Annotated in this window: 17 protein-coding genes and 1 pseudogene; 7 read left to right on the top strand and 11 right to left on the bottom strand. The window is 69.7% G+C overall.

The window, feature by feature from the left end; translation table 11 throughout:
• The first annotated feature begins 173 nt into the window (after positions 1-173).
• A complete protein-coding gene (locus JOE57_RS12940) occupies positions 174-1,136 on the top strand; it encodes a M23 family metallopeptidase (RefSeq protein WP_204918556.1) in 963 nt (320 codons plus the stop codon).
• Between the two features lie 22 nt (positions 1,137-1,158).
• On the opposite strand, the gene JOE57_RS19380 is transcribed toward JOE57_RS12940, so the two are convergent.
• Together JOE57_RS19380 and JOE57_RS12935 are read right to left on the bottom strand one after the other, a co-directional pair.
• On the bottom strand, positions 1,159-1,968 hold the full coding sequence (locus JOE57_RS19380) for a 3'-5' exonuclease (RefSeq protein WP_476703441.1): 810 nt from the start codon (positions 1,966-1,968) through the stop codon (positions 1,159-1,161).
• Positions 1,969-1,971: 3 nt separating this feature from the next.
• A pseudogene (locus tag JOE57_RS12935) lies at positions 1,972-3,705 on the bottom strand (UvrD-helicase domain-containing protein); the annotation flags it as partial.
• Between the two features lie 68 nt (positions 3,706-3,773).
• Between JOE57_RS12935 and JOE57_RS12930 the strand changes: the two are divergent.
• A complete protein-coding gene (locus JOE57_RS12930; RefSeq protein WP_204918553.1) occupies positions 3,774-5,006 on the top strand; it encodes a phospholipase D-like domain-containing protein in 1,233 nt (410 codons plus the stop codon).
• A gap of 92 nt (positions 5,007-5,098) precedes the next feature.
• Here JOE57_RS12930 and JOE57_RS12925 read toward each other — a convergent pair whose 3' ends face one another.
• From JOE57_RS12925 to JOE57_RS12900, 6 genes are all read right to left on the bottom strand, one after another.
• The gene (locus tag JOE57_RS12925; RefSeq protein ID WP_204918551.1) at positions 5,099-5,992 is read right to left on the bottom strand and encodes a sulfite exporter TauE/SafE family protein; all 894 of its coding nucleotides are present in this window, start codon (positions 5,990-5,992) and stop codon (positions 5,099-5,101) included.
• Between the two features lie 130 nt (positions 5,993-6,122).
• Positions 6,123-6,569: an RrF2 family transcriptional regulator gene (locus JOE57_RS12920; protein ID WP_204918549.1), complete on the bottom strand. Its 447-nt coding sequence runs from the start codon at positions 6,567-6,569 to the stop codon at positions 6,123-6,125.
• A 10-nt stretch (positions 6,570-6,579) separates the two neighbouring features.
• Entirely contained in the window at positions 6,580-6,924 is a 345-nt protein-coding gene (locus JOE57_RS12915; RefSeq protein WP_204918547.1) for a hypothetical protein, read from the bottom strand.
• 81 nt (positions 6,925-7,005) lie between these two features.
• A complete protein-coding gene (locus JOE57_RS12910) occupies positions 7,006-7,269 on the bottom strand; it encodes a GlsB/YeaQ/YmgE family stress response membrane protein (RefSeq protein WP_204918545.1) in 264 nt (87 codons plus the stop codon).
• Between the two features lie 32 nt (positions 7,270-7,301).
• A complete protein-coding gene (locus tag JOE57_RS12905; protein WP_204918543.1) occupies positions 7,302-7,988 on the bottom strand; it encodes a response regulator in 687 nt (228 codons plus the stop codon).
• Positions 7,985-9,400 carry an ATP-binding protein gene (locus tag JOE57_RS12900; protein ID WP_204918541.1) on the bottom strand — a complete coding sequence of 472 codons (1,416 nt, stop codon included), beginning with the start codon at positions 9,398-9,400 and terminating at the stop codon, positions 7,985-7,987. Before JOE57_RS12900 ends, JOE57_RS12905 begins: the two co-directional genes overlap by 4 nt.
• Positions 9,401-9,619: 219 nt before the next feature.
• Here JOE57_RS12900 and JOE57_RS12895 point away from each other — a divergent pair, with 219 nt between their 5' ends.
• The 3 genes from JOE57_RS12895 (at position 9,620) to JOE57_RS12885 (ending at position 11,938) form a co-directional block, all read left to right on the top strand.
• Complete coding sequence (locus JOE57_RS12895) at positions 9,620-11,026, top strand: PspC domain-containing protein (RefSeq protein WP_204918540.1); 1,407 nt, start codon at positions 9,620-9,622, stop codon at positions 11,024-11,026.
• Positions 11,023-11,205 carry a hypothetical protein gene (locus tag JOE57_RS12890; RefSeq protein ID WP_204918539.1) on the top strand — a complete coding sequence of 61 codons (183 nt, stop codon included), beginning with the start codon at positions 11,023-11,025 and terminating at the stop codon, positions 11,203-11,205. Before JOE57_RS12895 ends, JOE57_RS12890 begins: the two co-directional genes overlap by 4 nt.
• A gap of 64 nt (positions 11,206-11,269) precedes the next feature.
• Complete coding sequence (locus tag JOE57_RS12885) at positions 11,270-11,938, top strand: PspC domain-containing protein (protein ID WP_204918537.1); 669 nt, start codon at positions 11,270-11,272, stop codon at positions 11,936-11,938.
• 68 nt (positions 11,939-12,006) lie between these two features.
• On the opposite strand, the gene guaA is transcribed toward JOE57_RS12885, so the two are convergent.
• Entirely contained in the window at positions 12,007-13,575 is a 1,569-nt protein-coding gene (guaA, locus tag JOE57_RS12880) for a glutamine-hydrolyzing GMP synthase (RefSeq protein WP_204918536.1), read from the bottom strand.
• 521 nt (positions 13,576-14,096) lie between these two features.
• On the opposite strand from guaA, the gene JOE57_RS12875 reads away from it, so the two are divergent.
• Positions 14,097-14,618, top strand: coding sequence for a MarR family transcriptional regulator (locus tag JOE57_RS12875; protein WP_204918534.1), 522 nt, complete (start codon positions 14,097-14,099; stop codon positions 14,616-14,618).
• A gap of 37 nt (positions 14,619-14,655) precedes the next feature.
• On the opposite strand, the gene JOE57_RS12870 is transcribed toward JOE57_RS12875, so the two are convergent.
• Positions 14,656-16,224 (bottom strand): succinic semialdehyde dehydrogenase, encoded by a 1,569-nt coding sequence (locus tag JOE57_RS12870; RefSeq protein ID WP_204918532.1) that lies wholly within the window; start codon positions 16,222-16,224, stop codon positions 14,656-14,658.
• A 73-nt stretch (positions 16,225-16,297) separates the two neighbouring features.
• Between JOE57_RS12870 and JOE57_RS12865 the strand changes: the two genes are divergently transcribed.
• Positions 16,298-17,956 carry an FAD-binding dehydrogenase gene (locus tag JOE57_RS12865; RefSeq protein ID WP_204918530.1) on the top strand — a complete coding sequence of 553 codons (1,659 nt, stop codon included), beginning with the start codon at positions 16,298-16,300 and terminating at the stop codon, positions 17,954-17,956.
• Between the two features lie 9 nt (positions 17,957-17,965).
• On the opposite strand, the gene JOE57_RS12860 is transcribed toward JOE57_RS12865, so the two are convergent.
• The gene (locus JOE57_RS12860) at positions 17,966-18,259 is read right to left on the bottom strand and encodes a chorismate mutase (RefSeq protein WP_420827676.1); all 294 of its coding nucleotides are present in this window, start codon (positions 18,257-18,259) and stop codon (positions 17,966-17,968) included.
• Positions 18,260-18,261 lie beyond the last annotated feature (2 nt).

The following is an 18,261-nucleotide window of genomic DNA, read 5'->3' as shown; positions in this document are numbered from 1 at the left end:
AATACCACTGAGCCAACTGGTTGCACCAGAGCTTTTTGCTTCTCGTTACTCATCCGTTATGGTTCTGGAAGTTCACCGTCCATTGTCTCCAACAGGGCGGGCTTCACTGGCCGAGTAACCATGAGTCGTTCAGCGAAGCGGAAGCATCCATCGCTGAACGAAGGGCTCACACGTTGTTACGCAGCTTCTCCGGCCGGAGCCAACCCCGGCGAGCGCTGATCGAGGACGTCGCTCCCAGCACCAGGGCCTGGGACAGGAAGGGCTGGCTGCAGCACGGCATCGCTGCCCTGGCGGTCTCCGCCCTCGGCCTCGGCGTCGCAGGCTCCCTCGTACTGACCGGAAATGCCCAGCACACGGCGGAGGCCGTTGCGGTGCAGAAGACGGTCGCCCCCGGGGTCGCGCAGCCGTCGGCCTTTGAGCGGCGCGACACGGGCGCCGACACCAGCCGCGGCGTTGACCGCCCGGCGCTGGACTCGGCCACCGTCGCGGAACAGGCGCAGAAGCGCGCCATCGAGCTCAACAAGGCGACCGCCAAGACCAGCAAGGCAGCCCAGCAGAGGGCCCTGGCCGCCCGGGCCAAGGAGCTCAGGTCTGAGCAGGCTGCGGCAAAGAAGAACGCCGCCAAGCTCGCCCAGCGGGCACCCAGCACATCGCGGTCGAGGGCTGGCCAGAACGGAACAGCCGCCGCAACCCGACCCGCGAACGCCACCGGCGGCGCCTCGCTGCCGATCACCAGCGGCTACAGCGTTGCCGCGCGGTTCGGTCAGGTCGGGGCCTGGGCGAGATATCACACCGGCTTCGACTTCGCTACCCCCGTCGGTACGCCGGTGCATGCGCCGGCCTCGGGCGTGGTCACCAACGCCGGGCCCGGGTCCGCCTCGGGCTGGGCCGGCACCTACATCACCATCCGGCACAGCGACGGCACCAGCACGCTGTATGCCCACCTCTCCTCGGTCTCGGTCAGCGTCGGCCAGTCGGTGTCCGGTGGCCAGCTGATCGGGCATGTCGGGATGACCGGGCGGACCTTCGGCCCGCACCTGCACTTCGAGGTGTACCCGGCGGGCGTCACCCCCGGCGACGTCTACCGGGCCATCAATCCCGAGCCCTGGCTGCGTTCCCGCGGGCTCAACCCCTGAGCTAGCGGGCCCTAAAGAACTCTCAGAGCTTCTCCAGCGGCGCGTGCCGCAGCGACAACCGCTTGATCCCGGCGGAGCCGAAGTCGACATCGGCCTTCGCGCTATCGCCGGCCCCTGAGGTCGCCACCACCGAGCCGAGGCCGAAGGTGCTGTGCAGCACCCGGTCGCCGGCCGTGAGGTTGGGGATCTCCCTGATCTTCGGCTTGGAGCTGAACGCCGCGCCGCCGCGCCCCGCCGACCACGAACCCTGTCCCATCCGGCTGGTGGCCGAGGTCGAGCGCCAGCTGGTCTGGGCGCTCTCGGTCCGCCGCCAGTCGAGCAGCGAGGAGGGGATCTCGTCCAGGAACCGACTCGGCGGGTTGTGCTGGGGTGCACCCCAGGCGGCGCGCACCACAGCCCTGGACAGATACAGCCGTTGGCGGGCGCGGGTGATGCCGACATAGGCCAGACGGCGCTCCTCCTCAAGCTCGGCCTTGTCCCCGAGCGCCCGCTGATGCGGGAACACTCCGTCCTCGAAACCGGTCAGGAAGACGGTGTCGAACTCGAGCCCTTTGGCGGTGTGCAACGTCATCAGGGTGACCGCCCCGGCGTCGTCCGGGTCGGCGCTGGGGATCTGGTCGGAGTCGGCGACCAGGGACACCCGTTCCAGGAACGCCCCCAGCGAGCTGTCCGGCTCAGGCGCTCCGGCCGCCAGGTCGAACTCGGGGTCCTCGTCGAGATGCAGCTCCGGAGCCGCCGGAAGCCGTTGGGGGCTCGCCGCCGCAGCGGGCCCGGTGGAGAACAAGTCCGTCCCGATCAGACCCGCTCCGAACAGGTCGGTCGGCGCCGACACCCCGGTGTCGCCCTCGGCGCCGACCGGACCGGCCGCTGCCGCCGCCCCGGCGACGAACTCCCGCGCCACGGCCACCAGCTCGACCAGGTTCTCCAGCCGGGTCTCGTCCTGCGGGTCGCTGGAGTCCTGCAGCTCGGCCAGGTAGCCGGACTCGGTCAGCACGCTGGTCAGGATCTGGTCGGCCGGAACTCCTTCGCCGACCATGGCCTCGTGTGCTTCCAGGAAGTCCACGAAGCCGGCGATCTGCTTGGCCGACCTGGTCGCCAGACCGGGGGCCTCGTCGGCTCGGCGGAGCGCCTCGGCGAAGCTGATCCGCTCGCGGCTGGCCAGCGCCTCGATGGCCGTTTCGGCGCGGTCGCCGATCCCCCGCTTGGGCACGTTCAGGATCCGCCGGAGGGAGACGTCGTCGGAGCGGTTGGCGATCGCCCGCAGGTAGGCGATCGCGTCGCGGATCTCCCGCCGCTCATAGAACCGGACCCCGCCGACCACCTTGTACGGCAGCCCGACCCGGATGAAGACCTCCTCGAACGCACGGGACTGGGCATTGGTGCGGTAGAACACCGCGACGTCGCCGTACCGACCGTTCCCGGCGTCGTGCAGCCGGTCGATCTCCTCGGCGACGAAGGTGGCCTCGTCGTGCTCGGAGTCGGCGACATAGCCGACGATCCGTTCGCCGTCGCCCGAGTCGGACCAGAGGCGCTTTGGGGCCCGGCCCTGGTTCTGCACGATGACACCGTTGGCGGCGTTGAGGATGGTCTGGGTCGAGCGGTAGTTCTGCTCCAGCAGGATCGTGGTCGCACCGGGGAAGTCGGACTCGAAGTCGTTGATGTTGCGGATGGTCGCCCCGCGGAAGGCGTAGATCGACTGGTCGGAGTCGCCGACGACCATCAGCTCCGCCGGCGCCGCGACCGGTCCGTCGGCGCCGTCCCCCTCCTCGCCGCAGAGCTCGCGGATCAGCGCGTACTGGGCGTGATTGGTGTCCTGGTACTCGTCCACCAGGACATGCCGGAACCGGCGTCGGTACTGCTCGCGTACGTCCGGGAACGCCTGCAGGAGGTGCACGGTCGTCATGATGAGGTCGTCGAAGTCCAGCGCGTTGGCCTGGGTCAGGCGCTGCTGGTAGGCCTTGTAAGCCTCGAGGTAGCTCTCCTCGTTGGTGGAGCTGACATGCTGGGAGGCGGACTCGTGGTCAACCAGTTCGTTCTTCAGGTTGGACACCCAGTTCATCACCTGCCGGACCGGGAACCGCTTGGGATCAAGATCCAGGTCCTTGCAGACCAGCTGCATCAGCCGCTTGGAGTCGGTGTCGTCATAGATCGAGAACGTGCGGGTCAGCCCGAACCGGCCGATCTCGGCCCGCAGGATGCGGACGCAGGCCGAGTGGAAGGTGGACACCCACATCAGCTTCGCCCGGTTGCCGACCAGGTCGATCACCCGGTGGCGCATCTCGGCGGCCGCCTTGTTGGTGAAGGTGATCGCCAGGATGGAGCCGGGGTGCACCTTGCGCTCGCGCACCAGGTAGGCGATCCGCCTGGTCAGCACCCTGGTCTTGCCCGAGCCGGCCCCGGCGACGACCAGCACCGGCCCGCCCTGGTGCACCACGGCCTGCCGCTGAGGCCCGTTCAGGCCGTCCAGCAGGTCGGCGGTGCCGCGCGCCGACCGGCCCTCGGCACGGCTGGGGCGGGGACGGTCTGACGGTGGCGGGAACAACGGTTCGGCGTCGGAAAGGCTAGTCATGACTGGGTCAACCTTAGACGCCTCGACCGACAGGCCGGGCCTGGCCCGAAGCGGGTAGATTTGATCGCATGTGGTTGAGCCGGATTCCGGTGAGGAAGATCATCAAGCGCACCGCGCTGGCGGTGGCTGCGGTGCAGGCTGCGACCATCGGGACCCTGCTGGTGGTCGACCATCGCCGGAAGCGGAACCGTGCTCCGGCCGTCTTCCCACGGGTCCCGGCTCGGTCGGTGACGGCCGGCACTTCCGAGGTCACCGTCTACACCTACGGCGAGGACCTGTTCTACGACATGCTCGGCGCGATCCGGCAGGCCAAGCACCGGATCTTCTTCGAGACCTACATCTGGAAGGGCGACGCCGTCGGCCAGTCGTTCAAGCAGGCGCTGATCGACGCCGCCGACCGCGGCGTCGACGTCTATGTCGCCTTCGACGAGTTCGCGAACCTGGTGGTGCCGCGCTCGTTCTTCCACTTCCCGGACAACGTCAAGGTGCAACGCCACCCGCTGGTCGGTGGCGGCTACCGCTTCCTGCACCCCCGCTACAGCGGTCGGGACCACCGCAAGCTGCTGGTGGTGGACGATGACGCCGCCTTCCTGGGCGGTTACAACATCGGTTCGCTGTACGCCACCGACTGGCGCGACACCCATGCCCGGCTCACCGGCGACATCGTCTGGGACGTGCAGAACGCCTTCATCGACTACTGGAACCTGTCGGCGAACAAGCACCGCATCCCCGACCGGGGCAGCCTGCACTGGCAGCCGACGATCCGGTTGCACCGCAACATCCCCCGGCACTTCGTCTACCCGATCCGCGGGATGTACCTGGAGGCGATTGACCGCGCCGCCCACCACGTCTATCTGACGCACGCATACCTGATCCCGGACGAGGACATGCTCCGGGCCCTGATCCAGGCGGCCCGCCGCGGGGTCGACGTCCGGATCATCGTGCCGGCCGAGTCCAACCACATCGTCGCCGACTGGCTCTCCCGCGGCTACTACAGCCAGCTGCTGCGGGGTGGGATCCGGCTGTTCCTCTACCAGGGGGCGATGGTGCACGCGAAGACCGCGACCATCGACGGACAGTGGTCCACCATCGGCACCGCCAACATCGACCGGCTGAGCCTGACCGGCAACTACGAGATCAATATGGAGGTGTTCGACCGCGACGTGGCCCGGCAGATGGAGCACATCTTCGAGGTCGACCTGTCCAACACCATCGAGCTGACGTTGGAGAAGTGGCATGCGCGGCACGCGATGGTGAAGTTCTCCGAGACGGTCCTGACACCGCTGCGGCCGCTGTTGTAGCCCTGCCGCTCGTCCGTGCAGGCCGTGGTCACTGTGGGCAGACCTCCGGACGTCTGCACGGTGCGGCGAGGACCTGCCCAGTCTCCAAGGGGTCAGGCGGAGACCAGCTCGGCCGGCGACTCCGCCTGCTGGGCGGCCTGTCGACGGGTCCGGGCGACTCCCAGCGAGAGGGCGACCACGGTGAGCGCGAGGATCAGACCGTACGCCAGCAGCCGTACCGGCGTCGCCGTGTCGAAGGTCTTCAGCAGCACCCGGGTGTTGGTGGCCAGGATCATCCCACCGACCACGATGCCCAGTACGTGGGCGGGTGCGACCCGGACGAGGTAGGCCGCCAGTGGCGCAGCGACCAGGCCGCCGGCCAGCAGCGCGAGTGCGAAGCTCCAGCTGATTCCCCCGGCGCCGAGGCCGATCAGGAAGCCGAGGCTGGCGGCGGCGCTGACCGCGAACTCGCTGGTGTCGACCGAGCCGATCACCTTGCGCGGCTCCAGCCGCCCGTCGGCGAGCAGGGCGGGGGTGGCCACAGGTCCCCAACCGCCGCCGCCGGTGGCGTCGACGAAGCCGGCGACCAGACCGAGTGGGGCGAGGAAGCGGGCGGTCAGCTGCCGGCGGAAACCGGGTCGGCGGCCGAGGACGAAGCGCACCAGGACGTAGAGCCCGAGGACGGCCAGCAGGGTCGACATCAGCGGGGCCGCGGCATCGGTGGACAGGGATGACAGCAGCGTCGCGCCGAGGAAGCTGCCGACGGCGCCGGGCCCGGCGATCCGGGCGACCACCCGCCAGTCGACGTTACGGAGCCGCCAGTGGGCGACGCCGGAGGCGATGTTGGTGCCGAGCTCGGAGAAGTGGACGGAAGCCGAGGCCGCGGCCGGGGTCAGGCCCGCGACGACCAGCAGCGTGGTGGAGGTGACCCCGTACCCCATCCCGAGGCTGCCGTCGACGAGCTGAGCCACCAGGCCGACGAGGGCCAGCACGATCAGTTTGCGCATCCCGGGTTCTCCATTGCTCCGATGAATCCTAGTGACTCACTAGGGAAGATGGAGAAACCTTAACGGGGGCTGAGCCCGCTGTCACGGGGGGTCTCAGTATTCGGTTGGACGGGTTGCCGCGACGGCGGGCTCAGGCCCAGGCGGAGGGGTCGGCCACCAGGTTGGCGACCGCCTTCGGCAGGGTGCCGCTGGCGACATGGGCGAGGGTGACGCCCTCCAGGATCGCCCGTTCGGAGGCGCGCAGGGCGATCCAGACCTCCTGCAGGGGCGCTGCCGCACCGACGTACTCCAGGTTCTCGGGCCGACTACCCCGGATGTTGGCCAGTTCCCCGTCCAAGGCGCGGATCACGTCCGCGATGCTGATCTGGTCGGCCGGTCTGCCCAGCCGGTAGCCGCCGTCGGGGCCCCGCTGGCTGCGGAGCAGGCCGCCGCGACGCAGCTCACCGAGAATGCTCTCCAGATACTTGCCGGGGATGTTCTGGGCGGCCGCCAGCTGGTCGACGGTGCGCGGGGCATCCGCTGCGGCGAGCTCGGACACGGCTCGGAGTGCGTAGTCGACGCGGGCGGACAGTCTCATCGGGGGGGCGCTATTTCCACAGCACCGCAAGCGCGGCGTTCAGCAGCGTCAGCGCACCCAACAGCGCCCACAGCCCTCGGGGGATGGACTCGAACTTGCGGTTCTTCACCACCAGTACGGTGATCGCCAGCGTGACCAACAGCTTGATCCCGATCTTGACGTGGTTGACCGGTTCGTCGCCGACCTCCAGCAGCACGACCAGCACCAGCCCGCTGGCCAACTGGGTCAGGGCGCCGTGCAGCATGGCCGGGTTCACCTCCGGATGCGCGGTCCGCATCTGCACCAGGAACCCGCCGAACAGCGACGCGAACCCGACCAGGTGCACGAGCACGAGGATCTGCTGGACGATCTCCATGGAGCGAAACCTAGCAGTCAGGCCAATCCTGAACCGACGAGGGAGCAGCCGCCTCGGCGTCCGGCAGCGCCGCAGCCGCGGTCAGACCTGCTTCTGCTTGGTGAGGGCCGTGTAGGCGAAGCTCAGGATCGCCGCTGCGATGATGCTGATGATCCAGCGGACCACGTCGATGCCGGAGGTGTTGCCGTTGCCGATCAGACCCCATACCCAGTAACCGATCAACGCCCCGAGAATCCCCAGCAGCACGGTGACCACCCAGCCGTACGCCTGCCTGCCGGGCAGCACCAGGCGGGCGATGACGCCGATGACCGCTCCGAAGATGATGGTGCCGACGACCTGCGCCATGATCTCTCCCCCTCGCCGGGTGTCCTGCTCGTTCAGACCAGCCTACGGTCGGTGGCCCAGCGGGTGAGCTGATGCCGGTTGGACAGCTGCAGCTTGCGCAGCACGCTGCTGACATGGGTCTCCACCGTCTTGATCGAGATGAAGAGCTCCTTGGCGACCTCTTTGTAGGCGTACCCGCGGGCGATCAGCCGGAGCACCTCGCGCTCACGCTGCGACAGCCGATCGAGGTCCTCGTCGACCGCCGCGATGTCGATCGCGCCGGAGAACGCGTCCAACACGAACCCGGCCAGCCGCGGCGAGAACACCGCGTCACCCTCGGCCACTCGGCGGATGGCGTCGACGAGCTCGTCCCCACTGATCGACTTGGTGACATAACCCCGGGCACCAGCCCGGATCACCCCGATCACGTCCTCCGCCGCATCGGAGACCGAGAGCGCCAGGAATCTCTGGTCCGGGTTCTTCTCGTGCACCCGGCGCAGCACCTCGACGCCGCCACCGCCGGGCAGATGGACGTCCAGCAGCACCACGTCGGGGCTGGTCTGCAGAATGGCCGCCACCGCGGAGTCCACATCGGCGCCCTCACCGACGACGTCGACGGCGGTCCCGATCTCTGCCTTGACCCCGGTACGGAACATCGCGTGGTCGTCGACCACAACGACCCGCGAGCGGCCGGGGACCGACCCGTTCTGGTCGCCGGTGGTGGGGGTGGTATCGCTCATCTGCGTATCTCCAGTCGTACCTCGGTGCCGTCTTCGGCCGTTGATCTGATCCGTGCTGTCCCGCCGTGCCGCTTCATCCGGTTCATGATGCTGCCTCGGACGCCCATCCGGTCCTCGGCCACCTCGTCCAGTCTGAAGCCCCTGCCCCGGTCCCGGACGAACACCTCCACCCGGTCGTCGTCGACCTCGGCAAAGACGTCGATCTTCGTCGCACCCGAGTGCTTGGCCGCATTGACCATCGCCTCACGGGCTGCCTGCACCAGGGCGCTGACGGACTCGGTGGTGTCGCAGTCGCCGACCACCACCAGCTCGACCGGTACCGCCCGCTCATCCTCCACCTCGGAGGCGGCAAGGGTCAGGGCTGCCTTGAGCGTTGTCCTGGCCAGCTCGTCCCCGTACAGCCAGTTCCGCAGCTCACGCTCCTGCCGCCGGGCGATGGCCTGCACCGCCTTGGGATCGTTTGCCTGTCGCTGGATCAGCGCCAGGGTCTGCAGCACCGAGTCGTGCAGGTGGGCGGCCATGTCAGCGCGGGCGTCGGCCCGCACCTTCTCCGCGCGCGCCTGGTTCAGCGCCGATCGCGAGCGGTGCAGCCAGGGCGCCAGTACGACCGCCAGGCCGGTCAGCGCCAGTACGGTCATCGCCATCACCTGCGGCAGCTGGGCCAGGTTGCCCTGTTGGGCGATCACCAGGCCGAAGGCGCCGCCGACCAGGCCGAGCCCGACCACTACGCGCAACAGGGCCGGCCAGCCGCCGCGGGCCACGAACGGCGCCAGCCAGACCCGGCCGCCCGTCTCGGCCATCCACTGCTGCTGTCGTGCCGTGTCGGCCTGGCGCCACACCAGTGCGGCCCCCGCGCAGGCGAAGGCGACCGGCCAGAACAGCTGCTGGCTGATCCCGAGCCCGCTGATCTGGACGATCCACAGCAGCCCGACGGCCAGGGCGATCAGGGCGACGACGACACCAACATCCGCCCGGCGGGCCGACTGTGCCCGTTGGTCGCGCATCCCCCGACGGCTGGCCGCGTCCAGGCCGGGGGCCTTCGTCTCCGACTCCGGGGGCATCAACAGCCACAGCGCGCCGTAGACGATCACACCGATGAACTGCATCAGCAGCAGCGCGACGAAGCCGACCCGGATCACCATCACCGGCCAGCCGAGATGCCGGGCCAGGCCGGTGCAGACACCGCCGAGCAGGGCTCCCTCGGCCACCCGGGTTGCCCGCGGTCGCTGCTCGGCCCGCTCAGCGGCCGCCACGGCAGCAGGCAGCGCAGCAGGCGACGACGCTCCAGCAGGCTGGTCGGTGCCGTCCGGTGGGGGCGCCGTCTGGTCGGGAACGCCCGACGGCGTCGCCGTCGGCGGGCGGTCGGCGGCCGACGTCACCGCCTCGGCTTCGCTCGACTCAGTGGTGGACATGGTGCTTCAAGCCTCACACGCGCGCCGGTCGTACGCCAGCGGGGTCGTCACCCAGTTAACCCCGATTCGGCAACCGGCGCTGCCGGGGGCTCCCCCGGCAGCCTCGCCCCGGTCGTCGCAGCCCTCAGCAGGAGTCGGTTTGGCACCTGACCCGGCGAGGGGGCCAATTGGGGGTGGTCCCTGATGGTCCGCACCGGCCGGAGTCGGCAGGATGGGTGCATGAGCTCGATCTGGACGATGCGCCGCAGCGCGACCGACGCCAAGGTGGCCGGTCTGTGCGCCGGCGTGGCCCGACACTGGGGCGTCGATCCGGTGCTGGTCCGGGTCGGCTGGGCGATGCTGGCCCTGAGCGGCGGCATCGGCCTGGTGCTGTACGCGGCCGGCTGGCTGCTCATCCCGGTCGAGGGCAAGGACCGGGCGCCCATCGAGGATGTGCTCGGCCCACAGGCGCGGCGCTGGCCGCGCGAGGTGTGGATCGTCATCGTCGCCGTCGCCGCCGTCGTCACCATGGCCACCCTGGGATCGATCATCCCGTTCGGGTTCGGGCCTGCGGTGATCCTGGCAGCGATCTGGTATTTCGGCTACTACCGCCACCGCCCGATACGCGAGGACACCACTGCCCCCAGCCAACACCAACCGGGCGAATCGTCCGCCGCCACACCGGGCGCACTCGGCGCACCGAGCCCGCCATCCGCCCAGCAGTTCGCTCGCTACCCCGGAGCGCCCACCCCCTTCACCCAGGCGGCCGAGGCCTGGCAGCGGCGGATCCTGGAGGCCCAGCAGCTGGCGCGCCAGCAGCAGACGCCGCCATCAACGCCCATGGGTGTCAGCGGGCAGGTGGACGTCCGCGGGTCGTCCGGGCCGACGGTCGCGCCACCGCAGTCTGATCCAGTCCCGCTCGAGCCCCCGGCCGGCCCGTGGAGCGAGCCGGACGCCTTCTTCGCCACCGCGGACCCGGTCGGCCTGTACACGGAGCAGCAGCCGGTGACGGTTGCTGCAGCACCGGTCGTGAAGCGGGCCGACACCCGCTCTGCCAGGCGGTTGCGGCTGGTCTCCCTGGTGGTCCTCGGCCTCACGCTGTCCAGTCTCGGCCTCGCCGAGAGTCTGGGTGCCGTCATCCCCCTCACGGTCTATCTTGCCAGCGCCCTGCTGGTGGTCGGTCTGACGCTGGTGGCAGCTGCCTGGTTCGGCCGGGCCCGCGGTCTGCTCCTCGCCGGCTTCGCCCTGCTGCTCGCGGTGGTGACGACCACAGTCAGCGGCCCGCTGGCGGCGCAGCAGGGCTGGGAGACGGCGGCGCCGCGCAGCTACACCGCAGCCACCCTGCCGGCCAGCCCCGACTACCTGCGTGCTGGTCAGCTCAAGGTCGACCTCCGTCAGCTCGACCTCACCAAGGACACGACCTATTCGGCGCACGTCGACTACGGCAGCCTCGAGGTCACCGTCCCGCCCGACACGGACGTACGGATCCAGTACCAGGTCGGCACCGGGGCATACCTCCGAGACGGCGTCGAGGCGGAGTTCGGCGGCAACCTGCACGGGACGTCGAGCATCCGGTCCGCAGCGGACGGGCCCACGCTGACCCTGATGCTGTCGGTCGACCGCGGAAAGCTGGAGGTGCACCGATGAGGCGGCGGATCGACGTACTGGCCCTGATCGTCGGGCTGCTGATGACCGGGGTAGCCGCCGGTTCCCTGTGGCTCACCGTCGTCGGGACGATCAACTGGCAGCTGCTCAAGGTGGCCGCCCCGCTGAGCCTCGTGATCGTCGGCCTCTTGGGGTTGACACTGTCCCGGAACAGAGAATGATCTTGAGTCCCGGATACGACCGCTGCTGCATGACCACACCCACCATGACCAAGGAAGGCATGACATGACCAATCCGTATCCACCGCCGCCTTACCAGGCTCCCAAGAGGCTCGAACGCAGCAAGACGAACAAGGTGCTCGGCGGCGTCTGCGGCGGCGTCGCCAAGTATCTGAACATGGACCCGACGCTGGTGCGGGTGCTGACGGTGGTCCTCTCGCTGTTCACCGGCGTGCCGATCATCGCCTATATCGTGGCGCTGTTCGTCATCCCCGAGGAGGGATCGGCTCCGCCGCCGCACTACCCCCCGGTGAACCCGCCGCAGCAGGGCTTCCAGCCGTACCAACCGCAGGGCTACCAGCCCGCGGGGCAGGGATACGGCGATCAGGCCAGCCCCGCTCAGGCGTCCACACCCGGTGAGTACGGCAGCCAGCCGCAGCCGAGCAGCGACGAGGCGGTCTGGGGCGCCGAGGGGGCACCCTGGGAGCAGCGCAGTGGAGAGCCGGCGGCCCAGCCCCCCACTCATTCGGGCCCGGACGCGACCGCCCAGTGGGGTCAGCAGTCCGCCGCCAGCCAAGGCCCCTCAACCGAACCGGTCGCGCCGGAGCAGGAGTCGGCCACGGCCTCGCCCGCTGCGCCGGCGGAGGAAGGTGCCACCCCCGGCGACTCCTCGTCGAGCACCGGTGAGGGGACTGCGGAGGACGTCCGAGGCGACGGTCAGCCGCCGCGGGTCTGACCCTCAACGAGAGAGAGCCGAGACCTGCCCGGTCTCGGCTCTGCGTCACTACACCAGTCGTCCCACACTCATTCCCATTCAATGGTGCCGGGAGGCTTGCTGGTGATGTCGACCACCACCCGGTTCACCTCCCTGACCTCATTGGTGATCCGGGTGCTGATCTTCTCCAGCACGTCGTACGGCAGCCGGCCCCAGTCGGCGGTCATGGCGTCCTCGCTCGTGACCGGGCGCAGCACGATGGGGTGCCCGTAGGTGCGGCCGTCACCCTGCACCCCCACGGAGCGGACGTCGGCGAGCAGCACCACCGGGAACTGCCAGATCTCGCGGTCCAGGCCGGCCGCGCTGAGCTCGGCCCGGGCGATCGCGTCTGCCTCCTGGAGAATGGCCAGCCGGTCCCGGGTCACCTCGCCGATGATCCGGATGCCGAGCCCTGGTCCCGGGAACGGCTGCCGCCAGACGATCTCGGCCGGCAGTCCGAGCTGCTCGCCGACGGCTCGGACCTCGTCCTTGAACAGCGTCCGCAGCGGTTCGACCAGCTTGAACTGCAGGTCCTCGGGCAGCCCGCCGACGTTGTGGTGGCTCTTGATGTTGGCGGCGCCCTCACCTCCACCCGACTCCACCACGTCCGGGTAGAGGGTGCCCTGGACGAGGAACTCGACCTCGCCGTCGTGGCTGTGCTCGCCGACGACCTGCCGGGCCGCCGCCTCGAAGGTGCGGATGAACTCGCGCCCGATGATCTTGCGCTTCTGCTCAGGGTCGATGACCCCGGCCAACGCGTCGAGGAACTGGTCGGCCGCCTCCACCACCTTGAGGTCGACACCGGTGGCCGCGACATAGTCCCGCTCCACCTGCTCGGCCTCGCCCTTGCGCAGCAGTCCATGGTCGACGAAGACACAGGTGAGCTGGTCACCGACCGCCTTCTGCACCAGCGCCGCGGCCACCGCCGAGTCGACGCCACCGGAGAGACCGCAGATCACGTGCTTGTCGCCGATCTGCTCCCTGATCGACGCCACGGAGTCCTCGACGATGTTCTTCGCGGTCCAGTCGGGCGTACAGCCCGCGATCTCGTACAGGAAGCGTTCCAGCACCCGCTGCCCCGCCTGGCTGTGCTGCACCTCGGGATGCCATTGCACGCCGGCCAGCGACCGCTCGACGTTCTCGAAGGCCGCGATCGGAGCACCCGATGACCGAGCCAGCTCAGCGAAACCGGCCGGCGCCGCCGCCACCGAGTCACCGTGGCTCATCCACACGCTGAGCTCGGCCGGCAGCCCTGCGAGCAGCACGCCCGCGTTGTCGACGACGGTGGGGGTCCGGCCGAACTCGCTCAATCCGGTGCGGGCCACGTCGCCACCCAGCGCCCGGGCCATCGCCTGGAAGCCGTAGCAGATGCCGAAGACCGGGATCTGCTGTTCGAAGAGCCGCGGGTCGACCTGCGGAGCCCCCTCGGCGTACACCGACTGTGGGCCGCCGGAAAGGATGATGGCCTTCGGCCGGCGGGCGACGATCTGCTCCACCGTCGACGTGTGCGGCATGATCTCGGAGTAGACCTTCGCCTCGCGCACCCTGCGGGCGATCAGCTGCGCGTACTGCGCACCGAAGTCGATGACGACAACCAGGTCATGGTCCAGCTCAGTCATGGGTGCGGTCGGGCCTCTCGCCAGCTGCCGGTGTCGGAGATTGGAGTCTAGAGCCTCCGTGGCGCGCGGCGGTCGGCGGTCCGAGCCCCAAGATCGGGCGCAGGCAGATCGGTGGCGGCAGGCAGGGCGGCCGACCGGCAGAACTGAAGCTGCCCCCGGAGGACCGGGGGAAGTCCAGCCAGGGGCAGCCGCAGAGCCACTGCGTGGATGAGATCCAGCTGCCCCCCGCAGCAGCGATCAGGAGAAACACTCACCGGCTAGGCCTGCTGGGGTGAACCACCGTCATCCCGCCGCGCCGGGCCCCGCCCAGGTCCTGCCCGCATCGCCTCGATGCCCCCGACGAACTTCCCCCGAGATTCGTGCCATCGAGCTCGATGCGAGTCACCTGGTGGGCCGGCCGGTAGTGCTGGTGACACCCTGAGTGCTACATCGCTGTTCAGTCTATGCTCTGGTAATACTAGTGTCTAGTTGTTCGACAGTCGGACAACCTCGGGGGACCAGCAGGCCCGGAGGGCCCCACCGTGCGCGCGCACCGTTCAGACAGCCATCAGGTCGCGGCGATCACGGGCCCGCCGGCGCTCCGGGAGGCAACCGCCGCCCTTCGTGAGTTCACGCTGGCGGGTGAGGCCTACCGACAGGCCGTAGCCGCTCACTTCGGCGTCGGGGTCACCGAGACCATGGCGATCAGCTATCTGTGTACGCGTGGAGAGCTGGGCCAGACCGAGCTCGCCAACCTCCTGGGCCGCACCACCAGCTCTGTCACCAGCCTGATCGACCGGCTCGAGGCGGTGGGTTTCGTCGAGCGCGCCTCCCATCCCGAGGACCGCCGCCGAGCCATCGTCCGCCTGACCGGGCGCGGTCACGAGGTACTGGCGATCAGCCAGCACTGGTTCGAAGCCGCCTTCCACCAGATCCCCGCGGCACAGCTGCCGACGGCGGTCACCCTGCTGGAGACGCTCACCGCCGGTCTGCGGGACAGCACCGCGACGATCCCGGCAGACATCGCCACGGCCGGGGCCGACAGCGTGTCGGCCGAGGCATGACCCCGGAGCCCGGTCGGGGTCGTCGGCGAGCCGCCTGTCAGGGCCGGCCGATCCTCCGCAGCACCCGCAGCACCCCGGTCATCACGGCGGTGAACGTGCCCGCGTCCATCCCGTGGCTCGGTGCGATGGGCACCCCCGACTGGGTGGCCACCGACTGCACCTCGACGAAGCGACGGATCCCCTCGATCCCCTGCCGGCGGCCCAGCCCGGACCCCTTCATCCCGCCCATCGGCGCATCGATACTGCCGAAGGTCGCGGCGAACCCCTCGTTGACGTTCACCGAACCGCAGCGGATCCGGGCGGCCACCCGGCGTCCGCGTTCCGGGTCGGACGTCCAGACACTTGCGTTGAGGCCGTAGGCCGAGTCGTTGGCCCGCGCCACCGCCTCCTCGTCATCGGCCACCGGGTAGATGCTCACCACCGGGCCGAACGTCTCGTCCGCATAGCAGTCCATCTCGGGAGTGACGCCGGTCAGGACGGTGGGCTCGAAGAACAGCTCGCCCAGGTCGGGGCGCCGCTGCCCTCCGGTCAGCACGGTCGCACCCTTGCGACGCGCGTCGTCGACGTGCCGCTCGACGCGCTGAAGGTGGGCGGCATCGATCAGGCACCCCATCTCGGAGTCGAAGCCCATCGAGCGACCCAGCTTCAGAGCCCGGGTCCTGGCCACGAACGCGGCACAGAATTCGGCCATCAGCGGTTCGCTGACATAGATCCGTTCGGCTGACACGCACAGCTGGCCGGCGTTGGAGAAGCAGCTCCGGACGGCGCCCTCGGCGGCCTTGTCGACGTCGGCGTCGGCCAGCACAAGCAGCGGGTTCTTGCCGCCGAGCTCGAGTGAGCAGCCGATCAGCCGCTGTGCGCACTGTTCAGCGATCTTCGTCCCGGTCGCGGTCGAGCCGGTGAAACAGACATAGTCGACCTGGTCGATCAGTGCCGGGCCGATCTGGCCGCCGTCGCCGTTGACCACCTGCCACAGGCCGCTCGGCAACCCGCACTCCTCGAGCAGCTCCACCGCAGCAAGCGACACCAACGGCGTCTGCGCGTCCGGTTTCGCCAGGATCGCGTTACCGGCGACCACCGCCGCCAGGGCGTCGGACACCATCATCGTGAACGGGTAGTTCCAGGGCCCGATGACGCCGACCAGGCCTTTCGGCAGGTAGTTCCGGTCGAGCCTGGTCAGCACCGGGAACAGCCCCAGGCCGCGTTCGCTGCGCAGATGACGCTGGGCGGTCCGGCCGTAGTAGCGGGCGGTCACGGCGACGTGCAGCACCTCCTCGACGGCGGCCAGCCGCGACTTGCCTGACTCGCGCTGCACCAGGTCGACGAAATGGTCGCGGCGGTCCATCAGCCGGTCGTGGAAGTCGAGCAGCACCCTGGCCCGCTGCTCGACCGGCCGGCCGGCCCAGCCAGGCTGCACCTGCCGCGCCGCTGCGGCTGCGGTGCGGACGTCCTCCCGGGTGGAGGTGCGGATCGTGGCCAGCACCTCGTGGTCGTACGGCGAGCAGAGCTCGACCCGGGGTCCGGAGGCTGCGACCCGGTCGGCCAGCTGGGTCAGGTCGGCGGGCCCAGCAGGTGGCAACGCCATCGACACGCGACTGTGCGTCATGCCTGACAGCCTATTCCGCCAGCTGCTGCCGAAACGCCTTACGACGGCCGTCGCGGTCTGAGACCATGCCGGTATGGACGCTGATGTGATCGTGGTCGGCGCGGGCCTGTCCGGACTGGTCGCGACGGCCACTGCGGCAGCGGCCGGCCGGTCGGTGCTGCTGGTCGACGGCGAGGCGTTGCAGTCGCTGGGCGGCCAGGCGCACTGGTCCCTGGGCGGGCTCTTCCTGGTCGACACCCCGGAGCAACGCCGGCTGCGGGTTCACGACTCAGAGGAGATCGCCCTGGCCGACTGGCTGGGTTCGGCGGCCTTCGACCGAGGTGAGGACTACTGGCCACGCAGGTGGGCCGAGGCGTATGTGCATTTCGCCGCAGGAGAGCTGCGGAGCTGGCTGCACCGGCTCGGGGTCCGCTGGTTCCCGCTGGTGCAGTGGGCCGAACGTGGCGGATACCCCGCGCCCGGCCACGGCAACACGGTCCCCCGCTTCCACGTCACCTGGGGCACCGGCCCGGGACTGGTGGCACCGTTCGCGGCCCAGGTGCTGCAGTCGCAGACCGTGCGGATCCGCAGTCGGCATCGGGTCGATCACCTGCAGGTCGACGAGTCCGAGGTGCGCATCGGCGGACGGGTGCTGGAGCCCACCACCGCAGCCCGCGGGGTTCCGACCAGCCGGACCGCGGTGGGCGACTTCTCCTTCAGCGCGGGGGCGGTGATCATCGCCAGCGGCGGGATCGGCGCCAACGTCGACCTGGTGCGCCGGTACTGGCCCACCCAGTGGGGACAGCCGCCGCAGCAGCTGATCTCCGGGGTGCCGGACTATGTCGACGGTTCCATGATCGAGGTCGCCCAGACGGCCGGCGGCCGGGTGATCAACTCCGACCGGATGTGGCACTACCCGGAGGGGATCATCAACCATTCGCCGATCTGGACGTCTCACGGCATCCGGATCCTGCCCGGCCCGTCGTCGCTGTGGCTCGATGCGCACGGGCAGCGGCTGCCGGCGCCGCTGTTCCCCGGCTTTGACGCGCTCGGTGCCCTGCGCCACATCACCCGAACCGGCTACGACTACTCCTGGTTCGTGCTGGACCTGACCACCATCGCCGCCGAGTTCGCCCTGTCGGGCTCGGAGCAGAACGCCGACCTGACCGGCAAGGACGTCAGAGGCCTGACCTCCCGAGTCCGCGGCGGTCCGACGCCTGAGGTCCAGGCCTTCCTTGACCGGGGCGTCGACTTCGTCTCCGCCGCCACGGTGACCGAGCTGGCTGGAAAGATGAACGCGCTGGCCGGCGAGCGGCTGGTCAACGCCGACGCGCTCGGCCAGATCATCGAGGCCCGTGATCTGCAGGTACGCAGCGGTCTGGGCAAGGATCCGCAGGTGGTCGCCAGCCGGGCAGCCCGCAGCTTCCTTGGCGATCGGCTCATCCGGGTCGCACCGCCTCACGAGCTGTTGGACCGGCGGCGCCCGGGCACCGCGTCGGCCGAGCACGGGCCGCTGATCGCCGTCCGACTGCACATCCTGACGCGCAAGACCCTCGGTGGGCTGGAGACCGACCTGTCGGGTCGCGTACTCCGCCCCGACGGCAGCCTGCTGCCCGGGGTCTACGCCGTCGGTGAGGCGGCCGGCTTCGGGGGTGGCGGAATGCACGGCTACCGGGCCCTGGAGGGAACCTTCCTGGGCGGCTGCCTGTTCTCTGGCAAGGTGGCCGGGGCTGCGGTCGCCGACGGGGGCTGACCGGTCTGGTCAGGCCCGTTCGGCGATGGACTGATGGTGCCGGACGACCTCGGCCACCACGAAGTTGAGGAACTTCTCGGCAAACTCCGGATCCAGCTTGGCCTCCAGCGCCAGAGCACGGAGCCGAGCAATCTGCCGCGCCTCACGGGCAGGATCGGCCGGCGGGAGGCCGTGCTCCGCTTTCAGCACCCCCACCTGCTGGGTGATCTTGAACCGCTCGGCCAGCAGGTGCACCAGAGCAGCGTCCATGTTGTCGATGCTGTCTCTGAGGCGGTTCAACTCGCCGGTCACGTCATCGCTCACGG

Source organism: Microlunatus panaciterrae, assembly GCF_016907535.1.
Taxonomy (GTDB): Bacteria; Actinomycetota; Actinomycetes; order Propionibacteriales; family Propionibacteriaceae; genus Microlunatus; species Microlunatus panaciterrae.
The sequence above is the reverse complement of the archived record's forward strand: the minus strand, read 5'-3'. Positions and strand labels throughout refer to the sequence as shown.

Coding starts and splice junctions, on each gene's coding strand:
- JOE57_RS12865 (WP_204918530.1), top strand. CDS start 16,298: ATGGACGCTGATGTGATCGTGGTCGGCGCGGGCCTGTCCGGACTGGTC.
- JOE57_RS12900 (WP_204918541.1), bottom strand. CDS start 9,400: ATGTCCACCACTGAGTCGAGCGAAGCCGAGGCGGTGACGTCGGCCGCC.
- JOE57_RS12925 (WP_204918551.1), bottom strand. CDS start 5,992: ATGCGCAAACTGATCGTGCTGGCCCTCGTCGGCCTGGTGGCTCAGCTC.
- JOE57_RS12870 (WP_204918532.1), bottom strand. CDS start 16,224: ATGACGCACAGTCGCGTGTCGATGGCGTTGCCACCTGCTGGGCCCGCC.
- JOE57_RS12890 (WP_204918539.1), top strand. CDS start 11,023: ATGAGGCGGCGGATCGACGTACTGGCCCTGATCGTCGGGCTGCTGATG.
- JOE57_RS12910 (WP_204918545.1), bottom strand. CDS start 7,269: ATGGCGCAGGTCGTCGGCACCATCATCTTCGGAGCGGTCATCGGCGTC.
- JOE57_RS12905 (WP_204918543.1), bottom strand. CDS start 7,988: ATGAGCGATACCACCCCCACCACCGGCGACCAGAACGGGTCGGTCCCC.
- JOE57_RS12920 (WP_204918549.1), bottom strand. CDS start 6,569: ATGAGACTGTCCGCCCGCGTCGACTACGCACTCCGAGCCGTGTCCGAG.
- JOE57_RS12895 (WP_204918540.1), top strand. CDS start 9,620: ATGAGCTCGATCTGGACGATGCGCCGCAGCGCGACCGACGCCAAGGTG.
- JOE57_RS12885 (WP_204918537.1), top strand. CDS start 11,270: ATGACCAATCCGTATCCACCGCCGCCTTACCAGGCTCCCAAGAGGCTC.
- JOE57_RS12930 (WP_204918553.1), top strand. CDS start 3,774: ATGTGGTTGAGCCGGATTCCGGTGAGGAAGATCATCAAGCGCACCGCG.
- JOE57_RS12915 (WP_204918547.1), bottom strand. CDS start 6,924: ATGGAGATCGTCCAGCAGATCCTCGTGCTCGTGCACCTGGTCGGGTTC.
- guaA (WP_204918536.1), bottom strand. CDS start 13,575: ATGACTGAGCTGGACCATGACCTGGTTGTCGTCATCGACTTCGGTGCG.